The organism is Mesocryomonas fontinalis, assembly GCF_055730125.2.
This window is the reverse complement of record NZ_JBUZWG020000006.1, coordinates 1-17344: the sequence shown is the minus strand read 5'-3', so window position 1 is coordinate 17344 and position 17344 is coordinate 1. Positions and strand designations below refer to the sequence as shown.

17 protein-coding genes are annotated in these 17344 nt (G+C 66.2%); 14 read left to right on the top strand and 3 right to left on the bottom strand.

Features of this window, described 5'->3' with window-relative positions:
• Nucleotides 1–243 precede the first annotated feature (243 nt).
• The 13 genes from mdh (at nt 244) to lpdA (ending at nt 13744) form a co-directional block, all read left to right on the top strand.
• Entirely contained in the window at nt 244–1206 is a 963-nt protein-coding gene (gene mdh / locus ACZL02_RS15300; protein ID WP_472939130.1) for a malate dehydrogenase, read from the top strand.
• A 71-nt stretch (nt 1207–1277) separates the two neighbouring features.
• A complete protein-coding gene (locus tag ACZL02_RS15295) occupies nt 1278–2222 on the top strand; it encodes a hypothetical protein (protein ID WP_472939129.1) in 945 nt (314 codons plus the stop codon).
• Nucleotides 2219–3412 (top strand): ADP-forming succinate--CoA ligase subunit beta, encoded by a 1194-nt coding sequence (gene sucC, locus ACZL02_RS15290; RefSeq protein WP_472939128.1) that lies wholly within the window; start codon nt 2219–2221, stop codon nt 3410–3412. Before ACZL02_RS15295 ends, sucC begins: the two co-directional genes overlap by 4 nt.
• A 56-nt stretch (nt 3413–3468) precedes the next feature.
• Nucleotides 3469–3753 (top strand): DUF6364 family protein, encoded by a 285-nt coding sequence (locus tag ACZL02_RS15285; protein WP_472939127.1) that lies wholly within the window; start codon nt 3469–3471, stop codon nt 3751–3753.
• Nucleotides 3692–4105, top strand: a complete 414-nt coding sequence (locus tag ACZL02_RS15280; protein WP_472939126.1) for a PIN domain-containing protein — start codon at nt 3692–3694, stop codon at nt 4103–4105. Before ACZL02_RS15285 ends, ACZL02_RS15280 begins: the two co-directional genes overlap by 62 nt.
• A 55-nt stretch (nt 4106–4160) precedes the next feature.
• The gene (gene sucD / locus ACZL02_RS15275; protein ID WP_472939125.1) at nt 4161–5063 is read left to right on the top strand and encodes a succinate--CoA ligase subunit alpha; all 903 of its coding nucleotides are present in this window, start codon (nt 4161–4163) and stop codon (nt 5061–5063) included.
• Nucleotides 5064–5334: 271 nt separating this feature from the next.
• The gene (locus tag ACZL02_RS15270) at nt 5335–8340 is read left to right on the top strand and encodes a 2-oxoglutarate dehydrogenase E1 component (protein WP_472939124.1); all 3006 of its coding nucleotides are present in this window, start codon (nt 5335–5337) and stop codon (nt 8338–8340) included.
• Nucleotides 8341–8410: 70 nt separating this feature from the next.
• On the top strand, nt 8411–9664 hold the full coding sequence (odhB, locus tag ACZL02_RS15265; protein WP_472939123.1) for a 2-oxoglutarate dehydrogenase complex dihydrolipoyllysine-residue succinyltransferase: 1254 nt from the start codon (nt 8411–8413) through the stop codon (nt 9662–9664).
• Between the two features lie 214 nt (nt 9665–9878).
• Nucleotides 9879–10487, top strand: a complete 609-nt coding sequence (locus ACZL02_RS15260) for a LysE family transporter (protein WP_472939592.1) — start codon at nt 9879–9881, stop codon at nt 10485–10487.
• Entirely contained in the window at nt 10480–11253 is a 774-nt protein-coding gene (locus tag ACZL02_RS15255; protein WP_472939122.1) for an SDR family oxidoreductase, read from the top strand. The genes ACZL02_RS15260 and ACZL02_RS15255 overlap by 8 nt, the downstream gene beginning before the upstream one ends.
• A gap of 83 nt (nt 11254–11336) precedes the next feature.
• Nucleotides 11337–11837 (top strand): hypothetical protein, encoded by a 501-nt coding sequence (locus ACZL02_RS15250; RefSeq protein WP_472939121.1) that lies wholly within the window; start codon nt 11337–11339, stop codon nt 11835–11837.
• Between the two features lie 46 nt (nt 11838–11883).
• Nucleotides 11884–12285 carry an MAPEG family protein gene (locus ACZL02_RS15245; RefSeq protein ID WP_472939120.1) on the top strand — a complete coding sequence of 134 codons (402 nt, stop codon included), beginning with the start codon at nt 11884–11886 and terminating at the stop codon, nt 12283–12285.
• A gap of 43 nt (nt 12286–12328) precedes the next feature.
• A complete protein-coding gene (gene lpdA / locus ACZL02_RS15240) occupies nt 12329–13744 on the top strand; it encodes a dihydrolipoyl dehydrogenase (RefSeq protein ID WP_472939119.1) in 1416 nt (471 codons plus the stop codon).
• A 115-nt stretch (nt 13745–13859) separates the two neighbouring features.
• Here lpdA and ACZL02_RS15235 read toward each other — a convergent pair whose 3' ends face one another.
• The 3 genes from ACZL02_RS15235 to ACZL02_RS15225 form a co-directional block, all read right to left on the bottom strand.
• On the bottom strand, nt 13860–14012 hold the full coding sequence (locus ACZL02_RS15235) for a hypothetical protein (protein ID WP_472936333.1): 153 nt from the start codon (nt 14010–14012) through the stop codon (nt 13860–13862).
• Nucleotides 14013–14154: 142 nt separating this feature from the next.
• A complete protein-coding gene (locus tag ACZL02_RS15230; RefSeq protein ID WP_472939118.1) occupies nt 14155–15216 on the bottom strand; it encodes a TraB/GumN family protein in 1062 nt (353 codons plus the stop codon).
• Nucleotides 15217–15378: 162 nt separating this feature from the next.
• A complete protein-coding gene (locus ACZL02_RS15225; RefSeq protein WP_472939117.1) occupies nt 15379–16323 on the bottom strand; it encodes a tyrosine recombinase XerC in 945 nt (314 codons plus the stop codon).
• A 236-nt stretch (nt 16324–16559) separates the two neighbouring features.
• Here ACZL02_RS15225 and ACZL02_RS15220 point away from each other — a divergent pair, with 236 nt between their 5' ends.
• Nucleotides 16560–16994: an OsmC family peroxiredoxin gene (locus ACZL02_RS15220; RefSeq protein ID WP_472939116.1), complete on the top strand. Its 435-nt coding sequence runs from the start codon at nt 16560–16562 to the stop codon at nt 16992–16994.
• The last annotated feature ends 350 nt before the right edge of the window (nt 16995–17344 follow it).

Below are 17344 nucleotides of genomic sequence, written 5' to 3'. Positions count from 1 at the left end.
TAGTGCACTGCGAAGAGTTGAAAAATGGCGGCGACAGCTTTATGCCCTTCCGCGTGTACGGGAGTAGGATTGCTGTGCGCCGGATCGGGAATGCCACAGCGGCAGGCCCGGCGGCGCGCCTTTCCCGAGAGACCTATCGCCTTTCGGCACGCCGGACACTCTCGTCCTCCGCGTCGAACGGTCCCCGCGTGAGCCCGGCGCCTCGGTTCCGGACCCGGCCAAACCAGGACGACGAAGGACAACATGGCCCGCAACAAGATCGCACTCATCGGCTCCGGCATGATCGGCGGCACGCTCGCCCATCTCGCCTCGCTCAAGGAACTCGGCGACATCGTGATGTTCGACATCGCGGAAGGCACGCCGCAGGGCAAGGCGCTCGACATCTCGCAGTCCGGCCCGGTCGAAGGCTTCGATGCCAATCTCTCCGGCGTCAACGACTATGCCGGCATCGCCGGCGCGGACGTCTGCATCGTCACCGCCGGCGTGCCGCGCAAGCCCGGCATGAGCCGCGACGACCTGCTCGGCATCAACCTGAAGGTGATGGAGCAGGTCGGCGCCGGCATTGCCAAGCATGCGCCCGACGCCTTCGTGATCTGCATCACCAACCCGCTCGACGCGATGGTCTGGGCGCTGCAGAAGTTCTCCGGCCTGCCGAAGAACAAGGTCGTCGGTATGGCCGGCGTGCTGGATTCCGGTCGTTTCCGGACCTTCCTCGCCGAAGAGTTCAAGGTGTCGGTCAACGACGTCACCGCCTTCGTGCTCGGCGGCCACGGCGACACCATGGTGCCGCTGACCCGATATTCGACGGTGGCCGGCATTCCGCTGACCGATCTCGTCAAGATGGGCTGGATCTCGGCCGAGCGCCTGGAAGAAATCGTCCAGCGCACCCGTGATGGCGGCGCCGAGATTGTCGGCCTGTTGAAGACCGGCTCGGCCTTCTACGCCCCGGCCTCCTCGGCGATCGAGATGGCCGAGAGCTACCTCAAGGACAAGAAGCGGGTCCTGCCCTGCGCCGTCGCCCTGTCCGGCGAATACGGCCAGAAGGACCTCTATGTCGGCGTGCCCTGCGTCATCGGCGCCGGCGGTGTCGAGCGGGTGATCGAGATCGAGCTGATCGGCGACGAGAAGGCGCAGTTCGAGAAGTCGGTCGCCTCGGTGCGTGGCCTGATGGACGCCTGCCAAACCATCGCGCCGCACCTGGCGTAGTGGCAAAGTCGCTCCACGAAGACACTGAGAGTGCTTCACCGGCAGGTGGAGCACTAAATCAGAGACAGTTTATGTCTTTCGTGGTGCGACATTTGTATGGTTCTTTGATGCTTGCTAAGCGGATTGGGTCTAAGCAAGACAGTAGGAGATCATTCTATACGTCTGAAGTCGATCTATTTAAGAAAGACTTCGATATGGCGCGTGATATGGATGTTGAGCATAAGGTCGACGAGGATCTGTTTGTATCCTATCTTTCTAAAAGCATTGGATGGGTCAGTCGCGGCGTAAAGCTTGGTTTGATAAGTAAAGACGCCGTTGCCTCATTAGTTGCATTGCGACCTTTGGTTACTCAAGTAAGAGACTTTCGAGAGCATGCAGTAGAGTATGCTTCGCTTGAAGGAGAATTCTGGGATGGCCCTGGCCTAAAACCAAACTCATACATTGAGACTAAAAAAACCAATCGGAAGAAAGGCTATGTAACGACTGGGGAGTCATGGACGGTTCAGATACACGGTGACTACCGCATTGGTGGGATACTCGACTTTTGGAAAAGCGTTGAGGTTATTCGTTCGGTTTATGTCAGCCTGGCCAGTGGTTATGCAAAAATTGGTGGATTTGATTTAAGGAATGGTCGAACTGTTGCATTGTTTCACGACGAGGCAAATCCAATTTCCGTGATGCTGAAAGATTACATTTTATCTAAGTGCTGCGATGTTCGTATTATAGAGTCTCTTAGCGTTCCCTTATTTCAGGAGCTGAGATCTGAAGTTCTATACGCCGGGAAAGAACTTAGTGAGTTCGTATTTACTAAACATGCAAGAAGTGTCCTTGGGCAAGATAATCTAGCTTTTGCCTTCGATGAACATGCCCACAATGTGTTTTTGGGCTCGCCAGCGAATGAGTTTCTGAAGCTTCCGATAGTTTTTGGGAACTTTGGTCTTTGGCATATTCCTGACAGACAGCGTTTTCAAGAATTTGAGGCGCAAACCAGCTTAACCGATAAGGGTTCCCGATGAACATTCACGAATACCAGGCCAAGGAAGTCCTCAAGAGCTTCGGTGCCCCGGTTGCCGCCGGCGTCGCGATCACCTCGGCTTCCGAGGCCGAGGCCGCCGCCCGGCAGCTGCCGGGCCCGCTCTACGTGGTGAAGAGCCAGATCCATGCCGGCGGCCGCGGCAAGGGCAAGTTCACCGAGCTCGGCCCGGACGCCAAGGGCGGCGTCCGCCTGTCGCGCTCGATCGAGGAAGTCGTCGCTAACGCCAAGGAGATGCTCGGCAACACGCTGGTCACCAAGCAGACCGGCGACGCCGGCAAGCAGGTGAACCGCCTCTACATCGAGGACGGCGCCGACATCGACCGCGAGCTGTACCTCTCGATCCTCGTCGACCGCGCCGTCGGCCAGGTCGCCTTCGTGGTGTCCACCGAGGGCGGCATGGACATCGAGACCGTCGCGCACGACACGCCGGAGAAGATCGTCACCATCGCGATCGATCCGGCCGCCGGCGTCACCGACGAGAACGCGGCCCATCTCTGCGACGCGCTGAAGCTCGAAGGCCAGGCGCGCACCGACGGCATGATGCTGTTCCCGATCCTCTATGACGCCTTCACCCAGAAGGACATGGCGATGCTCGAGATCAACCCGCTGATCGTCATGACCGACGGCCGGCTGCGCGTACTCGACGCCAAGGTCTCGTTCGACGGCAACGCGCTGTACCGCCACGACGACATCAAGGCGCTGCGCGACGAGACCGAGGAGGACGCCAAGGAGATCGAGGCCTCCAAGTACGACCTCGCCTACGTCGCGCTCGACGGCGACATCGGCTGCATGGTCAACGGCGCGGGCCTCGCCATGGCGACCATGGACATCATCAAGCTCTACGGCGCCGAGCCGGCGAACTTCCTCGACGTCGGCGGCGGCGCCAACAAGGAGAAGGTGACCAACGCCTTCAAGATCATCACCGCCGATCCGAACGTGAAGGGTATCCTGGTCAACATCTTCGGCGGCATCATGAAGTGCGACGTCATCGCCGAGGGCGTCGTCGCCGCGGTGAAGGAAGTCGGCCTAAAGGTCCCGCTGGTGGTCCGCCTCGAGGGCACGAATGTCGAGCTCGGCAAGAAGATCCTCAACGAGAGCGGCCTTGCCATCACGGCGGCAGACGATCTCGACGATGCGGCCAAGAAGATCGTCGCGGCCGTCAAGGGTTGAGGTGACGCACAGGATCGCACATATGATTACTGTGTAATCCTGTGGAGGCTGATTGCATGAAGAACGTCACGCTTGCCATCGACGAAGAAGTTCTCGACCGGGCCCGGGCTTATGCGGTCAAGCGCGGTACGACCATCAACGCTCTCGTGCGTCAGCATCTGGAGAGCCTGGGCGAAAACGAGGAACGTCTCGCCCAGGCAATGCGCGAACTGCGCGCGATGAGCGAAACGACCACGGCCCGGCTGGGGCCGGACTACCGGTTCGATCGAGAGGGCATCTATGCAGAGCGACTGCTTCCTCGACACGAACGTTCTGATCTACGCGGCGACGGGGAGACATGAATATCCCCGGTTCTGGGAGATTGCCCATGACCTTCTTGCCGCAGGCGGCAACGGTCTGTCCGGGCAGGTGCTGGCCGAGTTTTACGCCAACAGCACCCGGAAAGGTCGGCTCACACCGGGCGAGGCTTATGAATGGATCCGGCGGTTGGCATTCATGCCTGTTGTCGCGGTCGACACAGACATCGTCATCGAGGGTATCGCGCTCTCGCAACGTTACAAGATTTCATACTGGGACGCGGCCATCATCGCATCGGCTGCGCGTCTCGGAGCCGGAACGCTTTACACCGAAGACCTCAATCACGGGCAGTTCTACGGCACTGTCCGCGTCATCAATCCCTTCCTCGATCGCTAGGGCGACCGAGGGTTCCTTATCCAGCGCAACACTGCGCGACGGAGCCATCTGACTCATGTCCATTCTCGTCGACAAGAACACCAAGGTCATCGTCCAGGGCCTGACCGGCAAGACCGGTACCTTCCACACCGAGCAGGCGCTGGCCTATCACGGCACGCAGATGGTCGGCGGCACGCACCCAAAGAAGGGCGGCGAGACCTGGACGGGATCGAAGGGCGAGACGCTGCCGATCTTCACCTCGGTCGCCGAGGCCCGCGACAAGACCGGCGCCAACGCCTCGGTGATCTACGTGCCGCCGGCCGGCGCCGCCGCGGCGATCCTCGAGGCGATCCAGGCGGAGATCCCGCTGATCGTCTGCATCACCGAGGGCATCCCGGTGATGGACATGGTCAAGGTCAAGGCGCGGCTCGACGCCTCGTCGTCGCGGCTGATCGGCCCGAACTGCCCGGGTGTGATGACCCCCGACCAGTGCAAGATCGGCATCATGCCGGGCAATATCTTCAAGAAGGGCAATGTGGGCATCGTTTCCCGCTCGGGAACGCTTACCTATGAGGCGGTCTTCCAGACCACCAATGCCGGTCTTGGCCAGACCACGGCCGTCGGCATCGGCGGCGACCCGGTGAAGGGCACCGAGTTCATCGACATGCTGGAAATGTTCCTCGCCGACGACGAGACGCAGTCGATCATCATGATCGGCGAGATCGGCGGCTCGGCCGAGGAAGAAGCGGCGCAGTTCATCGCCGACGAGGCCAAGAAGGGCCGCAAGAAGCCGATGGTCGGCTTCATCGCCGGCCGCACCGCACCTGCCGGCCGCACCATGGGCCATGCCGGTGCCGTGGTTTCCGGTGGCAAGGGCGGCGCCGAGGACAAGATCGCGGCGATGGAAGCGGCGGGCATCCGCGTTTCGCCGTCGCCGGCGCGTCTCGGCACGACGCTGGTCGAGCTGCTCCGGGGCTGAGGCTTTCGGACTGGCCTGACCCTAGGTCAGTCCAGCAAAAGGAGGGTGCGGCAGAAGCGGTGCACGTTTTCCGCGAAAGCCCGTCAAAACGCCCGATTGTCGGGCGACAGACACGTGTAGGGCGCCGGGTCGATCAGAGCCGGCGCATGAGTGAACGGCGGAGCGTGGGAGGCAATGGGCCGATCCCCGTCCGCGATGACGGTCAAATCCTCCCCGTCTCCGATGACGGGTCAAATCCAAGGAGACGGCGCTTTCGGGCGCCGCGGCACAGATGGCACGCAACGAAGCGAACGAAACTCTCGCGCTGACGTCCTTCCTCTACGGCGGCAACGCCGACTATATCGAGGACCTCTACGCCCGCTACGAGAACGATGCGGCGTCCGTGCCGCCGGAATGGTCGGATTTCTTCGGTTCGCTGAAGGAAGACAAGGCGACCGTCCTGAAGAACGCCGAGGGCGCCTCCTGGACCAAGGCCAACTGGCCGATCGCCGCCAATGGCGAGCTGGTCTCGGCGCTCGACGGCAACTGGCCGGCGACGCCGCCTGCCAAGGGCGCCAAGCCAGCGCCTGCCAAAGCTGCTGAAAAGGCCGCGCCGGCGGCAGAAGCCGGCCTCAGCCAGGCCGCGGTGCTACAGGCGACGCGCGACTCGACCCGCGCGCTGATGCTGATTCGCGCCTACCGCGTGCGCGGCCATCTGCACGCCAAGCTCGATCCGCTCGGCATCGCCGCCCCGCTTGACGACGACTACAACGAGCTGTCGCCGAAGGCCTACGGCTTCACCGAGGCGGACTACGACCGCAAGATCTTCATCGACAACGTGCTGGGCATGGAGTTCGCCACGCTCCGGCAGATCGTCGACATCCTGACGCGCACCTACTGCTCGACGCTCGGTTTCGAGTTCATGCACATCTCCAACCCGGTCGAGAAGGCCTGGCTGCAGGAGCGCATCGAGGGACCGGACAAGGGCGTCGCGTTCACGCCCGAGGGCAAGCGCGCCATCCTCAACAAGCTGATCGAGGCCGAGGGCTTCGAGAAGTTCATCGACGTCAAGTACAAGGGCACCAAGCGCTTCGGCCTCGACGGTGGTGAATCGCTGATCCCGGCGCTCGAGCAGATCATCAAGCGCGGCGGCCAGCTGGGCATGAAGGAGATCATCCTCGGCATGGCCCATCGCGGCCGGCTGAACGTGCTCTCCCAGGTGATGGCAAAGCCGCACCGCGCCATCTTCCACGAATTCTCCGGCGGCTCCTACAAGCCCGAGGACGTCGAGGGTTCGGGCGACGTGAAGTACCATCTCGGTGCCTCGTCGGACCGCGAGTTCGACCAGAACAAGGTGCATCTGTCGCTGACGGCGAACCCCTCGCATCTCGAGATCGTCAACCCGGTGGTGCTCGGCAAGGCGCGCGCAAAGCAGGACGCGCTGGTCGGTCGTACCCGGACCGAGATCGTGCCGCTGGAAGTGCGCCGCCAGGTGATGCCGCTGCTGATCCACGGCGATGCGGCCTTTGCCGGCCAGGGCGTCGTCGCCGAGTGCTTCGGCCTGTCGGGCCTGCGCGGCCACCGCGTCGGCGGCTCCGTGCACTTCATCATCAACAACCAGATCGGCTTCACGACGAACCCGCGCCTGTCGCGCTCGTCGCCCTATCCGTCCGACGTCGCGAAGATGGTCGAGGCGCCGATCTTCCACGTCAACGGCGACGATCCGGAGGCGGTGGTCTACGCCGCCAAGGTCGCGACCGAATTCCGCATGCAGTTCCACAAGCCGGTGGTGGTGGACATGTTCTGCTACCGCCGCTTCGGCCACAACGAGGGCGACGAGCCGGGCTTCACCCAGCCGATCATGTACAAGTCGATCCGCGGCCACGCGACGACGCTCGAGATCTACGCCAAGAAGCTCGTGGAAGAAGGCGTGCTCAGCCAGGAGGACGTCGACGCCCGCAAGGCCGAGTGGCGCCAGCACCTCGAGGAGGAGCACGAGGCCGGCCAGAGCTACAACCCGAACAAGGCCGACTGGCTGGACGGCGCCTGGGCGGGTCTTCGCCGCGCCGAGCAGGAAGACGAGCCGCGCCGCGGCGTCACCGGCGTGCCGCTGAAGACGCTGAAGGACATCGGCAAGAAGCTGTCCGAGGTTCCCGAGAACTTCAACGTCCACAAGACCATCCAGCGCTTCCTCGACAACCGCTCCAAGGCGATCGAGTCGGGCGAGGGCATCGACTGGGCGACCGCCGAGGCGCTGGCCTTCGGCACGCTGGTGACCGACGGCTCGCCGGTCCGGCTGTCCGGCCAGGACTCCGAGCGCGGCACGTTCAGCCAACGCCATTCGGTGCTCTACGACCAGAACGACGAGACGCGCTACGTGCCGCTGGCGAACCTTGCCAAGGGCCAGGCGATCTACGAGGTCATCAACTCGATGCTCTCGGAAGAGGCCGTGCTCGGCTTCGAATACGGCTACTCGCTTGCCGAGCCGAACGCGCTGACGCTCTGGGAAGCGCAGTTCGGCGACTTTGTGAACGGCGCCCAGGTGGTCATCGACCAGTTCATCTCGTCCGGCGAGGCAAAGTGGCTGCGCATGTCGGGCCTCGTGATGCTCCTGCCGCACGGCTACGAGGGCCAGGGACCGGAGCACTCCTCCGCCCGGCTCGAGCGGTTCCTGCAGCAGTGCGCGCAGGACAACATGCAGGTCGCCAACGTCACGACGCCGGCGAACTACTTCCACATCCTGCGCCGCCAGATGAAGCGCGACTTCCGCAAGCCGCTGATCCTGATGACGCCGAAGTCGCTGCTGCGGCATAAGCGGGCGGTGTCGGACCTGTCGGAAATGTCGGGCGAGACCTCGTTCCACCGCCTGCTCTGGGACGATGCGGAGATGAAGAAGGACGGGCCGATCAAGCTCGTCAAGGACGCCAAGATGCGGCGCGTCGTGATCTCCACGGGCAAGGTCTACTACGACCTGTTCGAGGAGCGCGAGAAGCGCGGCATCGACGACATCTACCTGCTCCGGCTCGAGCAGCTCTACCCGTTCCCGGCCAAGGCGCTGATCGGCGAGCTCTCGCGTTTCAAGCAAGCGGAGATCGTCTGGTGCCAGGAGGAGCCCAAGAACATGGGCGCCTGGTCCTTCGTCGACCCGTACCTCGAATGGGTGCTGGAGCACATCGGCGCCGACAAGCGCCGGGCACGCTATGCCGGTCGCCCGGCGGCCGCGTCGCCAGCCGCCGGCACGATGTCGAAGCACCTATCGCAGCTCGAAGCCTTCCTGGAAGACGCGCTCGGCAACTGAGCCGGGCGCCGCTCTCCCTCACCGTCTACCGCGGAACCCTCCCGCCAAAATCTCGAGAGATCGAACACCGATGAGCACCGAAATCAAAGTCCCGACGCTGGGCGAGTCCGTCACCGAGGCCACGATCGGCCAGTGGTTCAAGAAGGTCGGCGACAGCGTGGCGCAGGACGAGACGATCGCCGAGCTCGAAACCGACAAGGTGACGATCGAAGTGCCGGCGCCCGCCGCCGGCATTCTCGAGAACATCGCGGTCGCCGAGGGCGAGACCGTCGCCGTCGGCGGCGTGCTCGGCTCGATCGGCGAGGGCACCGGCGCCGCGCCCGCGCCCGCCGAGGCCAAGCCTGCCGCTGCGGCCGCTGCCGCCCCGGCCGCAGCCCCTGCCGTATCGGCTCCGGCGGCCCCTGCCGCATCGCCCGCCCCTGCCGCTCCGGCCGCCGGCGGCATGCCGGCCGCCCCGTCGGCGCAGAAGCTGATGACCGAGAACAACCTCACCGAGGTCGACGGCTCGGGCAAGCGCGGCCAGGTGCTGAAGGGCGACGTCCTCGCCGCCATCGCCCGCGGCCCGGCCGCTGCCGCCGAGAAGGCCCCCGCCGCGCCGCGTGCCGCCTCTTCGGCGAGCGAGGAGAGCCGGGAGGAGCGGGTGAAGATGACCCGCCTCCGCCAGACCATCGCGCGCCGCCTGAAGGACGCGCAGGACACGGCGGCCATGCTCACCACCTTCAACGAGGTCGACATGACCGCGGTGATGGAGCTGCGCAAGAAGTACAAGGACCTGTTCGAGAAGAAGCACGGCGTGAAGCTCGGCTTCATGGGCTTCTTCACCAAGGCGGTCTGCCATGCGCTGAAGGAAATCCCGGCCGTCAACGCCGAGATCGACGGCACCGATCTCATCTACAAGCAGTACGCCCACATCGGCGTCGCCGTCGGCACCGAGAAGGGCCTCGTCGTGCCGGTGGTGCGCGATGCCGACCAGATGACGATCGCCGAGATCGAGAAGGAAATCGGCCGCCTCGGCCTGATGGCCCGCGACGGCAAGCTCGGCGTCTCCGACATGCAGGGCGGCACGTTCACCATCTCGAACGGCGGCGTCTACGGCTCGCTGATGTCGACGCCGATCCTCAACGCGCCGCAGTCGGGTATCCTCGGCATGCACAAGATCCAGGAGCGCCCGGTGGCCATCAACGGCCAGGTGGTGATCCGGCCGATGATGTACCTGGCGCTTAGCTACGACCACCGCATCGTCGACGGCAAGGAGGCGGTGACCTTCCTCGTCCGCGTCAAGGACAGCCTGGAAGATCCCGAGCGGCTCGTCCTCGACCTCTGATCGCCCCATCGGGCCGTGGTCCAGTGGACCGCGGCCCGATTTTCGTCTGGCCGGCCTTTTCGCCTGGGGGTGGCGGCGAGCATGGGCATCGTCCGCCTGCGAGCTGGTCCACCTGTAAGCTGGTCCGCCGGTGATCTCGCCCGCCTGTGAGCTGGCCCGCCTGTGAGCTGAAGGAACCGCGTTGAGCCCCTATATCGTCGAACTCGCCACGCTGATGGCCGTGTTCTCCGTGGTCATCGTGGTGCCCGGCGCCGACCTCGCACTCGTCATGCGCCAGTCGATCACCCACGGGCGGCGGGCGGCGATCCTCACGAGCTTCGGCCTAGGCGCCTCGCTGCTGTTCCATGTGACCTACACGATCCTCGGGATCGGCCTCATCGTCTCGCAGTCGATTATCGCCTTCAACGTCGTGAAATGGTGCGGCGCCGCCTACCTCCTCTACCTCGGCTATCGCTCGCTGAAGGATGCGAACCAGCCGATCGCCGCCGTCGACGGGGGTGCAGAGGCGCGCGAGCCGATCTCCGATGTCAGAGCCTTCGCGATGGGCTTCGTGACAAATGCGCTGAACCCGAAGGCCGTCGTGTTCTTCCTGTCGCTGTTCTCGTCGCTGATCAGCCTTCAGACGCCGATCGCGGTGAAGGCGGGCTACGGACTGGTGATGGCAAGCGCCTTGGTGCTCTGGTTCATTGGCGTCTCGCTGTTCTTCACCATCCCCGCCGTTCGCGATCGTTTCCTGCGGGCCGGGCGCTGGATCATGCGCGTCACCGGCTTTGTCTTCATAGGCCTCGGGCTGAAGCTTGCGACGGAGAAGATGCATGGTTGACCGAGTGGATGACCGGGGCGTCCTCATCGTCACCGGCGGTTCGCGGGGCATCGGCGCGGCGGTCTGCCGGCTTGCGGGTGCTGCCGGCTATGCCGTCGTGGTGAACTATGCGAGCCGCCGGGACGCCGCCGATACCGTGGTCGCCGAGATCGAGGCGGCGGGCGGGCGGGCCGTGGCGGTCGCGGGCGATGTCGGGGTCGAGGCCGACGTGCTGGCGATCTTCGCCGCGGCCGATGCGCTCGGGCCGCTCACGGCGCTGGTCAACAATGCCGGCGTCGTCGACCTTCCTTCAGCGGTCGCCGACATGCCGCTGGCACGGCTGGAGCGGATGTTCCGGATCAACGTCATCGGCAGTTTCCTCTGCGCCCGCGAGGCGGCACGGCGCATGTCGCTGTCGCGGGGCGGGAAGGGCGGCGCGATCGTCAACCTCTCCTCGGCCGCCGCCAAGCTCGGTGCTCCCGGCCACTTCGTCGACTATGCCGCCGCCAAGGGCGCGATCGACACGTTCACGGTCGGGCTCGCCCGTGAGCTCGCGGCGGACGGGGTGCGGGTCAACGCGGTGCGGCCGGGCATCATCGAAACCGACATCCATGTTTCCGGCGGCACGCCCGACCGCGTGGCCGAGTTGACGCCGCAGCTGCCGATGAAACGGCCGGGAACGGCCGAGGAGGTCGCCAAGGCGGTGATCTGGCTGCTCTCCGACGACGCCTCCTATTCGACCGGCGCGATCCTCGACGTCTCCGGCGGCCGCGCGGTGCTGCCATGAGAGGGGCAAGCGGTGGCCGCGCAGCGCAACTGACGGTCGGGGCAATGAAGGGAAGACGGATGCGCAGCGACCGAAGAGCGGCCTTGTTGCAGAGCCTTCAGCGGATCACTGCGGCCGCGCTCATCCTCGGCGCCGCCGTGCCGGCCTTGGCCCAGGACGAACCGGACTACCGCGACGACCGCTCGACCGCCGCGTCCGTCGTCGAATCGCTCTACAACGCCGTCACGCGCAAGGAATTCCTGCGGGCGCATTCCTATTTCCAGGCCAATGCCGAAGTGGCGCCGCTGGAGGCCTTCGCCATGGGTTATGCCGATACCGCCCGCGTTCGCGTTCGCCCGGGCAAGGCCACCGGCGACGGCGCGGCCGGCTCGATCTTCTACGCACTGCCGGTGGTGGTGGAGTCGGTCTCGACCGCGGGGAAGGCGACCGTCTTCACCGGCTGCTACGAGCTCCGCCTCGTCCAGCCAGCGGTCCAGGCCCTGCCGCCGTTCCAGCCGCTCGGCATCGTCAAGGGCAAGCTGTCGGAGACGACGGCGTCGTTTGCCGACGCGCGCGGAAAATGCGCCGCGGACGGGCTAGAATGACACGCCACACGGCACTGCCGGCCCGCCTCACCCGAAGGATCCTGCCATGACCACGCCCCTGCCGATCGAACTCGTGATCCTCGCGCTCTCGGTGCTGCTGCTCTTCGTCCACATCGGCCTGCAGGGCATGCTGGCGACGCGCGAGCGCGGCAGCGCCTGGAACGCCGGGCCGCGCGACGGCGAGATGCCGAAACTCAGCCCGCTGGCGGGCCGCGCCGAGCGGGCGCTGTCGAACTTCAACGAGACCTACCCGGCCTTCATCGCCGCGGTGCTCGTCGTCGTCTTCTCCGGGCGCACCGGCGGCTGGTCGGAATTCGGCGTCTGGCTCTGGCTCGTCGCGCGGCTCGGCTATATCCCGCTCTATCTCGCCGGAATTCCCTATATCCGCAGCCTCGCCTGGGTCGCCTCGGCCGTCGGCATCCTCCTCGTCCTCGCGGAACTCCTCTGAGCTCCCCATATCCCGTCCATCATCGCGAACTGAAGAGAACATCATGTCTGACACCCTCTACGACCTCGTCGTCATCGGCTCGGGCCCCGGCGGCTACGTCGCGGCGATCAAGGCGGCCCAGCTCGGCCTGAAGGTCGCGGTCGTCGAGAAGCGCAAGACCTATGGCGGCACCTGCCTCAACGTCGGCTGCATTCCGTCGAAGGCCTTGCTGCACGCCTCGGAGATGTTCGAGGAGGCCGGCCACTCCTTCGCCTCGCTCGGCATCCAGGTCTCGCCGGTGCTCGACCTGCCGACCATGCTCAGCCACAAGGACAAGACGGTAAAGGCCAATGTCGACGGCATCGCCTTCCTGTTCAAGAAGAACAAGATCGACGGCATCTTCGGCACCGGGCGCATCGTCGATGCCGGCAGCGTCGAGGTGACCGCCGAGGACGGCGCGAAGCAGACCCTCGCCACCAAGGCGATCTGCATCGCCACGGGCTCGACGGTCGCGGGCATTCCCGGCGTCGACGTCGCCTTCGACACCACGACCATCGTCTCCTCCGACCATGCCATCGCGCTCGAAAAGGTGCCGGCGAAGATGGTCGTCGTCGGCGGCGGCGTGATCGGCGTCGAGCTCGGCTCGGTCTGGTCGCGGCTCGGCGCGGAGGTGACGGTGGTCGAGTATCTCGGCAAGCTCCTCGGCTCGATGGACGGCGAAATCTCCAACCAGTTTCAGAAGCTCCTGGCCAAGCAGGGCATGGCCTTCAGGATGGGGGCGAAGGTCACCGCCGTCGAGAAGACCGGGAACGGCGCCCGCGTGACCTTCGAGCCGGTAGCCGGCGGCGCGGCCGAGACGATCGAGGCCGACGTCGTGCTGGTGGCGACCGGTCGCAAGCCGTTCACCGAGGGGCTTGGCCTCGAGGCGGTCGGCGTCGCTGTGGACAAGGCGGGCCGCGTCGAGATCGACGCGCATTTCCGCACCAACGTGCCCGGCATCTATGCCATCGGCGACGTGGTGAAGGGGCCGATGCTGGCGCACAAGGCCGAGGACGAGGGCGTCGCGCTCGCCGAGATTCTCGTCGGCCAGGCCGGCCACGTGAACTACGGCGTCATCCCGGCCGTGGTCTACACGGCGCCGGAAGTCGCCTCGATCGGGCGCACCGAGGAGGAGCTGAAGGCCGACGGCGTCGACTACAAGGTCGGCAAGTTCTCCTTCACCGCCAATGGCCGCGCCCGCGCCATGCAGCACACCGACGGCTTCGTGAAGGTGCTCGCCGACAAGGCCACCGACAAGGTGCTGGGCGTCCACATCCTCGGCTTCAGCGCCGGCGACATGATCCACGAGGCGGCGGTGCTGATGGAGTTCGGCGGCTCGTCCGAGGATCTCGCACGCACCAGCCATGCCCACCCGACGCTGTCGGAAGCGGTGCGCGAGGCGGCCTTCGCCGCCTTCTCCGGCAAGCCGATCCACGCCTGAACCCTCTGGGGTTCCGCTGATAGCGAAAAAGGCCCGGGAGGCGATCCCGGGCCTTTTCACGTTTCGGGGGTGGTCGGCGTCTGGCGATTGGCCGTAGAGCGCCGTGCGCTTTCGCTCAGCCCTTGTCCGGGGTCGCTACGCTGCTCGAGGCGGTGGTGACGGGCTTGGCGGTCGAGGCCGTGTTGTGCCCGGGGCAGTCGGCGAAGGCCGCGCCGGCAAGGCTTGCCGTGAGGCCGAGGGCCAGAGCGGCGGATACGAGGGATTTCATCGCGTCTCTCCTGTTGCCGTTACGCCAGCGAGTATGAACGCGTGCTGCCGCAGCGCAATCGGCACCGGGTCACGATCTGGTGCACGCGCCGCGCGCTTCTTTAGGGCTCCCGGCAATCCTCTGCGCTACGGGGCGTTGCAGGTCAGTCGAGCCGCTCGACGGTGAAGCCGGCCTGCCGCAGCAGCGCGACGAGGCCTTGCTCGCCCGGCAGGTGCAAGGCCCCCACCGCCACCATCGCGCCGCCCTTGGCGAGGATCGGCTGCAGCCGCTCGGCCATCACATGGTTGCGCCGGGTGACGATGCGCTCCTCGAACGCCGTGTTGCCGGCGATCATCTCGGCCGTCATGCTGCCTTCCGGCATCGCGGCGTCCGACAGCGGCGTGATGAGGGCGATGTGACCGGCGAGATAGAGCTCGGTCATGGTCTCGAAGATCGCCGGCAGCTGGTCCTTCACCGCGAGCGTCGCGAGGAGGTTGTCGACCTGCAGCCCGATCGGCAGCGAGGCCATCGCCTCCAGCTGCTCGCTCGCCTTTTCCAGCCCGAGCACCGGCTTGCCGGCGGCCTTCGCCTGTTCAGCCAGGCTGAGGTCGAGCGGCGCACCGCCCGCCGCCAGCCGCGCGGTCTCGCAGGCGGGCATCATGATGCCGGCGGCGAAGAACCAGGGCTGCAGCGTCTCGATGGCCTGCAGCGGGATCCCGGCCGTGTCGAGGGCGGCGGTCAACGTCACCCGCTGGGCCGGGCTGATGTAGTCGCCGAGCGTCTTGCCGGCCGGCAGGTTGATGAGATCGGTGCGCGCGAGCATCGCGAGCTGCGCCGCCGCGCCGCCGAGGATGTCGGTGGTCTCGATCACCAGCGTTCCCGCCGCATCGAAGCCGGCCTTCGCCGGGGCCGGGAGGGCGAGGATGCGGGGGTCGCTGAGATGCATGGTGCCGAACAGCGTCGAGTCGGCGATGCCGTCCTTCATCAGCCGGTAGACCCGGCCCTCGCCGTTCGGTACCGCGGCGGCGATCCTCGCCTGTTCGTCATAGACGCCCGAGGCGCGAAAGCCCGGCAGGAGGCTCGTCGCCGTGCAGGCGGGATCGCCGTCCGGCGCCGCCGATGCGGGTGTCCCGGCGAGGAGGAGCACTGCGAACGCCGCGGGCACCAGCGCCCGCCAGAGCGTCGACAGGGCGGCCTGCGCCGACGGGGGAGGGCAAGCGGACATGTCGGGCTCCATCGGCGGGACGTCTTGGAAAGGGCGCCATTCGCCTGAGACCTACCGCGCGAAAGCGACCGCGGGAAGGCGTGGGAGGAGTGGGAGGTGGGAGGCCGAGCAAAGGCAACCGCGGGATCGACGCGACCGTCCCGTCCGCCAGCGCCTGAGAGCTCAGCCGCGGCGCGCGCGCGGATGGGCGCTCTCGTAGACCGTCATCAGCCGCGCCCGGTCGACCGCGGTATAGTGCTGGGTGGTCGAGAGGCTGGCATGGCCGAGGAGGTCCTGGATGGTTCGCAGGTCCCCACCGGCGGCCAGGAGGTGCGTCGCGAAGGAATGGCGCAGCGCATGCGGCGTCGCCGTGTCCGGCAGGCCGAGCGCGCCGCGCAGCTTCTGCATCTCGCGCTGGATGATCTGCGGGCGGAGCGGCCCGCCGCGGTGGCCGCGGAACAGCGGCGCCTCGGCGGAGAGCGCATAGGGACAGAGGCGGCGGTATTCGGCGGCGGCGGCGAGCACCGCCGGCAGCAGCGGCACCAGCCGCGTCTTGCCGCCCTTGCCGCTCACCGGCATCGAGCGGGCGCCGGGATCGCCGAGCGCATCGCCCGGCAGATCCAGCGCCTCGGAGATGCGCAGCCCGCAGCCGTAGAGGAGCGTCAGCACCGCGACATTGCGGGCGGAGATCCAGGGCAAGGTGCCGAGCGCGCCGCCGTCTTCCGCGACCGACAAGGCGTCGGGCACGCTGAGCGGCCGCGGCAGGTTCTTCGCCTGTTTCGGCGCGCGCATCGCCTTGGCGCCGGCGGTGGAGGCGAGGCCCTTGCGCTCGAGATGGCGCAGGAAGGAGCGAAGTCCCGCAAGGGCCCGGCCCATCGTCTTGGCGCCCGCGCCGTCGCGCCGCCGGGTGGCGAGGAAGGCGCGGAGGTCGGCAGGCCGGAGGTCTTCGAGGTCGGCAAGCTGCGCCGGGCGCCCGTGATAGGCGGTGAGGAAGGACAGGAACTGTCGGACATCGCGCTCATAGGCCTCGAGCGTGTTCTCGGCCGACCGACGCTCGTCCGCCAGCACCGTCAGCCAGCCGGCCTTCTCCGCGAGCACGGCCGGGGAGGCGAAGACGAGGAGGGACATGCGGCAGATCTCCGGGGGCGGGCGGCACCGGCACGCGCCGGCCTTCCGGCAGCATCGCCGATCGTCGTCTCCAGGAGGTTACCGGAGAGAACGGCGACGGCAAGCTGGTCCCGGGCCGCCGGGCGCGGCGAAGGCGGGCGCCCCTCGGAATCGTCCGTCCGGCCCCTAGCTGAGAGGCCATGCCCGGATCTGCCGGGCGAGACAGCGGCTTCGGCCGCCCTGAAAGGATCACCGCCATGAAACGTCACGCAACCGCCATCTGGCAAGGCGCCCTGTCCGACGGAAAGGGCGAGATCACCACCCAGTCGGGCGCCCTCGAGCACCACGGCTACTCCTTCAAGGGCCGCTTCGAGGATGAGTCGGGGAAGTCGGGGACCAATCCCGAGGAACTCCTCGCCGCCGCCCATGCCGGCTGCTTCGCCATGCAGCTCTCTCACATGCTGGCCAAGCACGGCACGCCGGCGACGACGCTTACCGCCAAGGGCGTCGTGACCGTCGACCCCGCCGGTGGGGGCTTTGCCATCAGCTCGAGCAAGCTGACGTTGGAAGCCGACGTTCCCGGGCTCGACGACGCGGCGTTCCAGAAGCTGGCCGCGGCCGCCAAGGACAGCTGCCCGCTGTCGAAGGCGCTCGGCGCGATCGAGATCTCGCTCGACGCAAAGCTGGTCTGATAGGGCGGCGGCTGGCTGTAGAGAGAGACAGGCGGCCGAAGCGACCTACGGGCCAGTAAGAATGCGTGAAGGAGTGGGGGCCCGCTGTGTTCAGCGGGCCCCCACGGCCGAGAGGGTCCGATGGCACGGGCGTAATGCTGCCTTCTGGACGCGCAGAATGCACGGGGAATACGCACGGGATGCGCATTCCTTCAGCTTGAAATCGCTGACGAAATCGCCTCTGAGGCGGTCATGAAAACGCGGTTCTCGGCGGGGGTGACGGCGAGGTGACGGCAGCAACCCCTGCAGGGCCGGGGTTTGGCGGCTTTTCAGAAAAGTTTCGTCCCGTCGCAGATTTGTTGAAAACGATC

Bases quoted from the DNA above. Each gene is read 5' to 3' on its own strand.
- ACZL02_RS15280 (WP_472939126.1), top strand. From the start codon at position 3,692: ATGCAGAGCGACTGCTTCCTCGACACGAACGTTCTGATCTACGCGGCG.
- sucD (WP_472939125.1), top strand. From the start codon at position 4,161: ATGTCCATTCTCGTCGACAAGAACACCAAGGTCATCGTCCAGGGCCTG.
- ACZL02_RS15245 (WP_472939120.1), top strand. From the start codon at position 11,884: ATGACCACGCCCCTGCCGATCGAACTCGTGATCCTCGCGCTCTCGGTG.
- lpdA (WP_472939119.1), top strand. From the start codon at position 12,329: ATGTCTGACACCCTCTACGACCTCGTCGTCATCGGCTCGGGCCCCGGC.
- ACZL02_RS15255 (WP_472939122.1), top strand. From the start codon at position 10,480: ATGGTTGACCGAGTGGATGACCGGGGCGTCCTCATCGTCACCGGCGGT.
- ACZL02_RS15230 (WP_472939118.1), bottom strand. From the start codon at position 15,216: ATGTCCGCTTGCCCTCCCCCGTCGGCGCAGGCCGCCCTGTCGACGCTC.
- ACZL02_RS15270 (WP_472939124.1), top strand. From the start codon at position 5,335: ATGGCACGCAACGAAGCGAACGAAACTCTCGCGCTGACGTCCTTCCTC.
- sucC (WP_472939128.1), top strand. From the start codon at position 2,219: ATGAACATTCACGAATACCAGGCCAAGGAAGTCCTCAAGAGCTTCGGT.
- odhB (WP_472939123.1), top strand. From the start codon at position 8,411: ATGAGCACCGAAATCAAAGTCCCGACGCTGGGCGAGTCCGTCACCGAG.
- ACZL02_RS15260 (WP_472939592.1), top strand. From the start codon at position 9,879: ATGGCCGTGTTCTCCGTGGTCATCGTGGTGCCCGGCGCCGACCTCGCA.
- ACZL02_RS15295 (WP_472939129.1), top strand. From the start codon at position 1,278: ATGTCTTTCGTGGTGCGACATTTGTATGGTTCTTTGATGCTTGCTAAG.
- ACZL02_RS15220 (WP_472939116.1), top strand. From the start codon at position 16,560: ATGAAACGTCACGCAACCGCCATCTGGCAAGGCGCCCTGTCCGACGGA.
- ACZL02_RS15235 (WP_472936333.1), bottom strand. From the start codon at position 14,012: ATGAAATCCCTCGTATCCGCCGCTCTGGCCCTCGGCCTCACGGCAAGC.
- ACZL02_RS15285 (WP_472939127.1), top strand. From the start codon at position 3,469: ATGAAGAACGTCACGCTTGCCATCGACGAAGAAGTTCTCGACCGGGCC.
- mdh (WP_472939130.1), top strand. From the start codon at position 244: ATGGCCCGCAACAAGATCGCACTCATCGGCTCCGGCATGATCGGCGGC.
- ACZL02_RS15225 (WP_472939117.1), bottom strand. From the start codon at position 16,323: ATGTCCCTCCTCGTCTTCGCCTCCCCGGCCGTGCTCGCGGAGAAGGCC.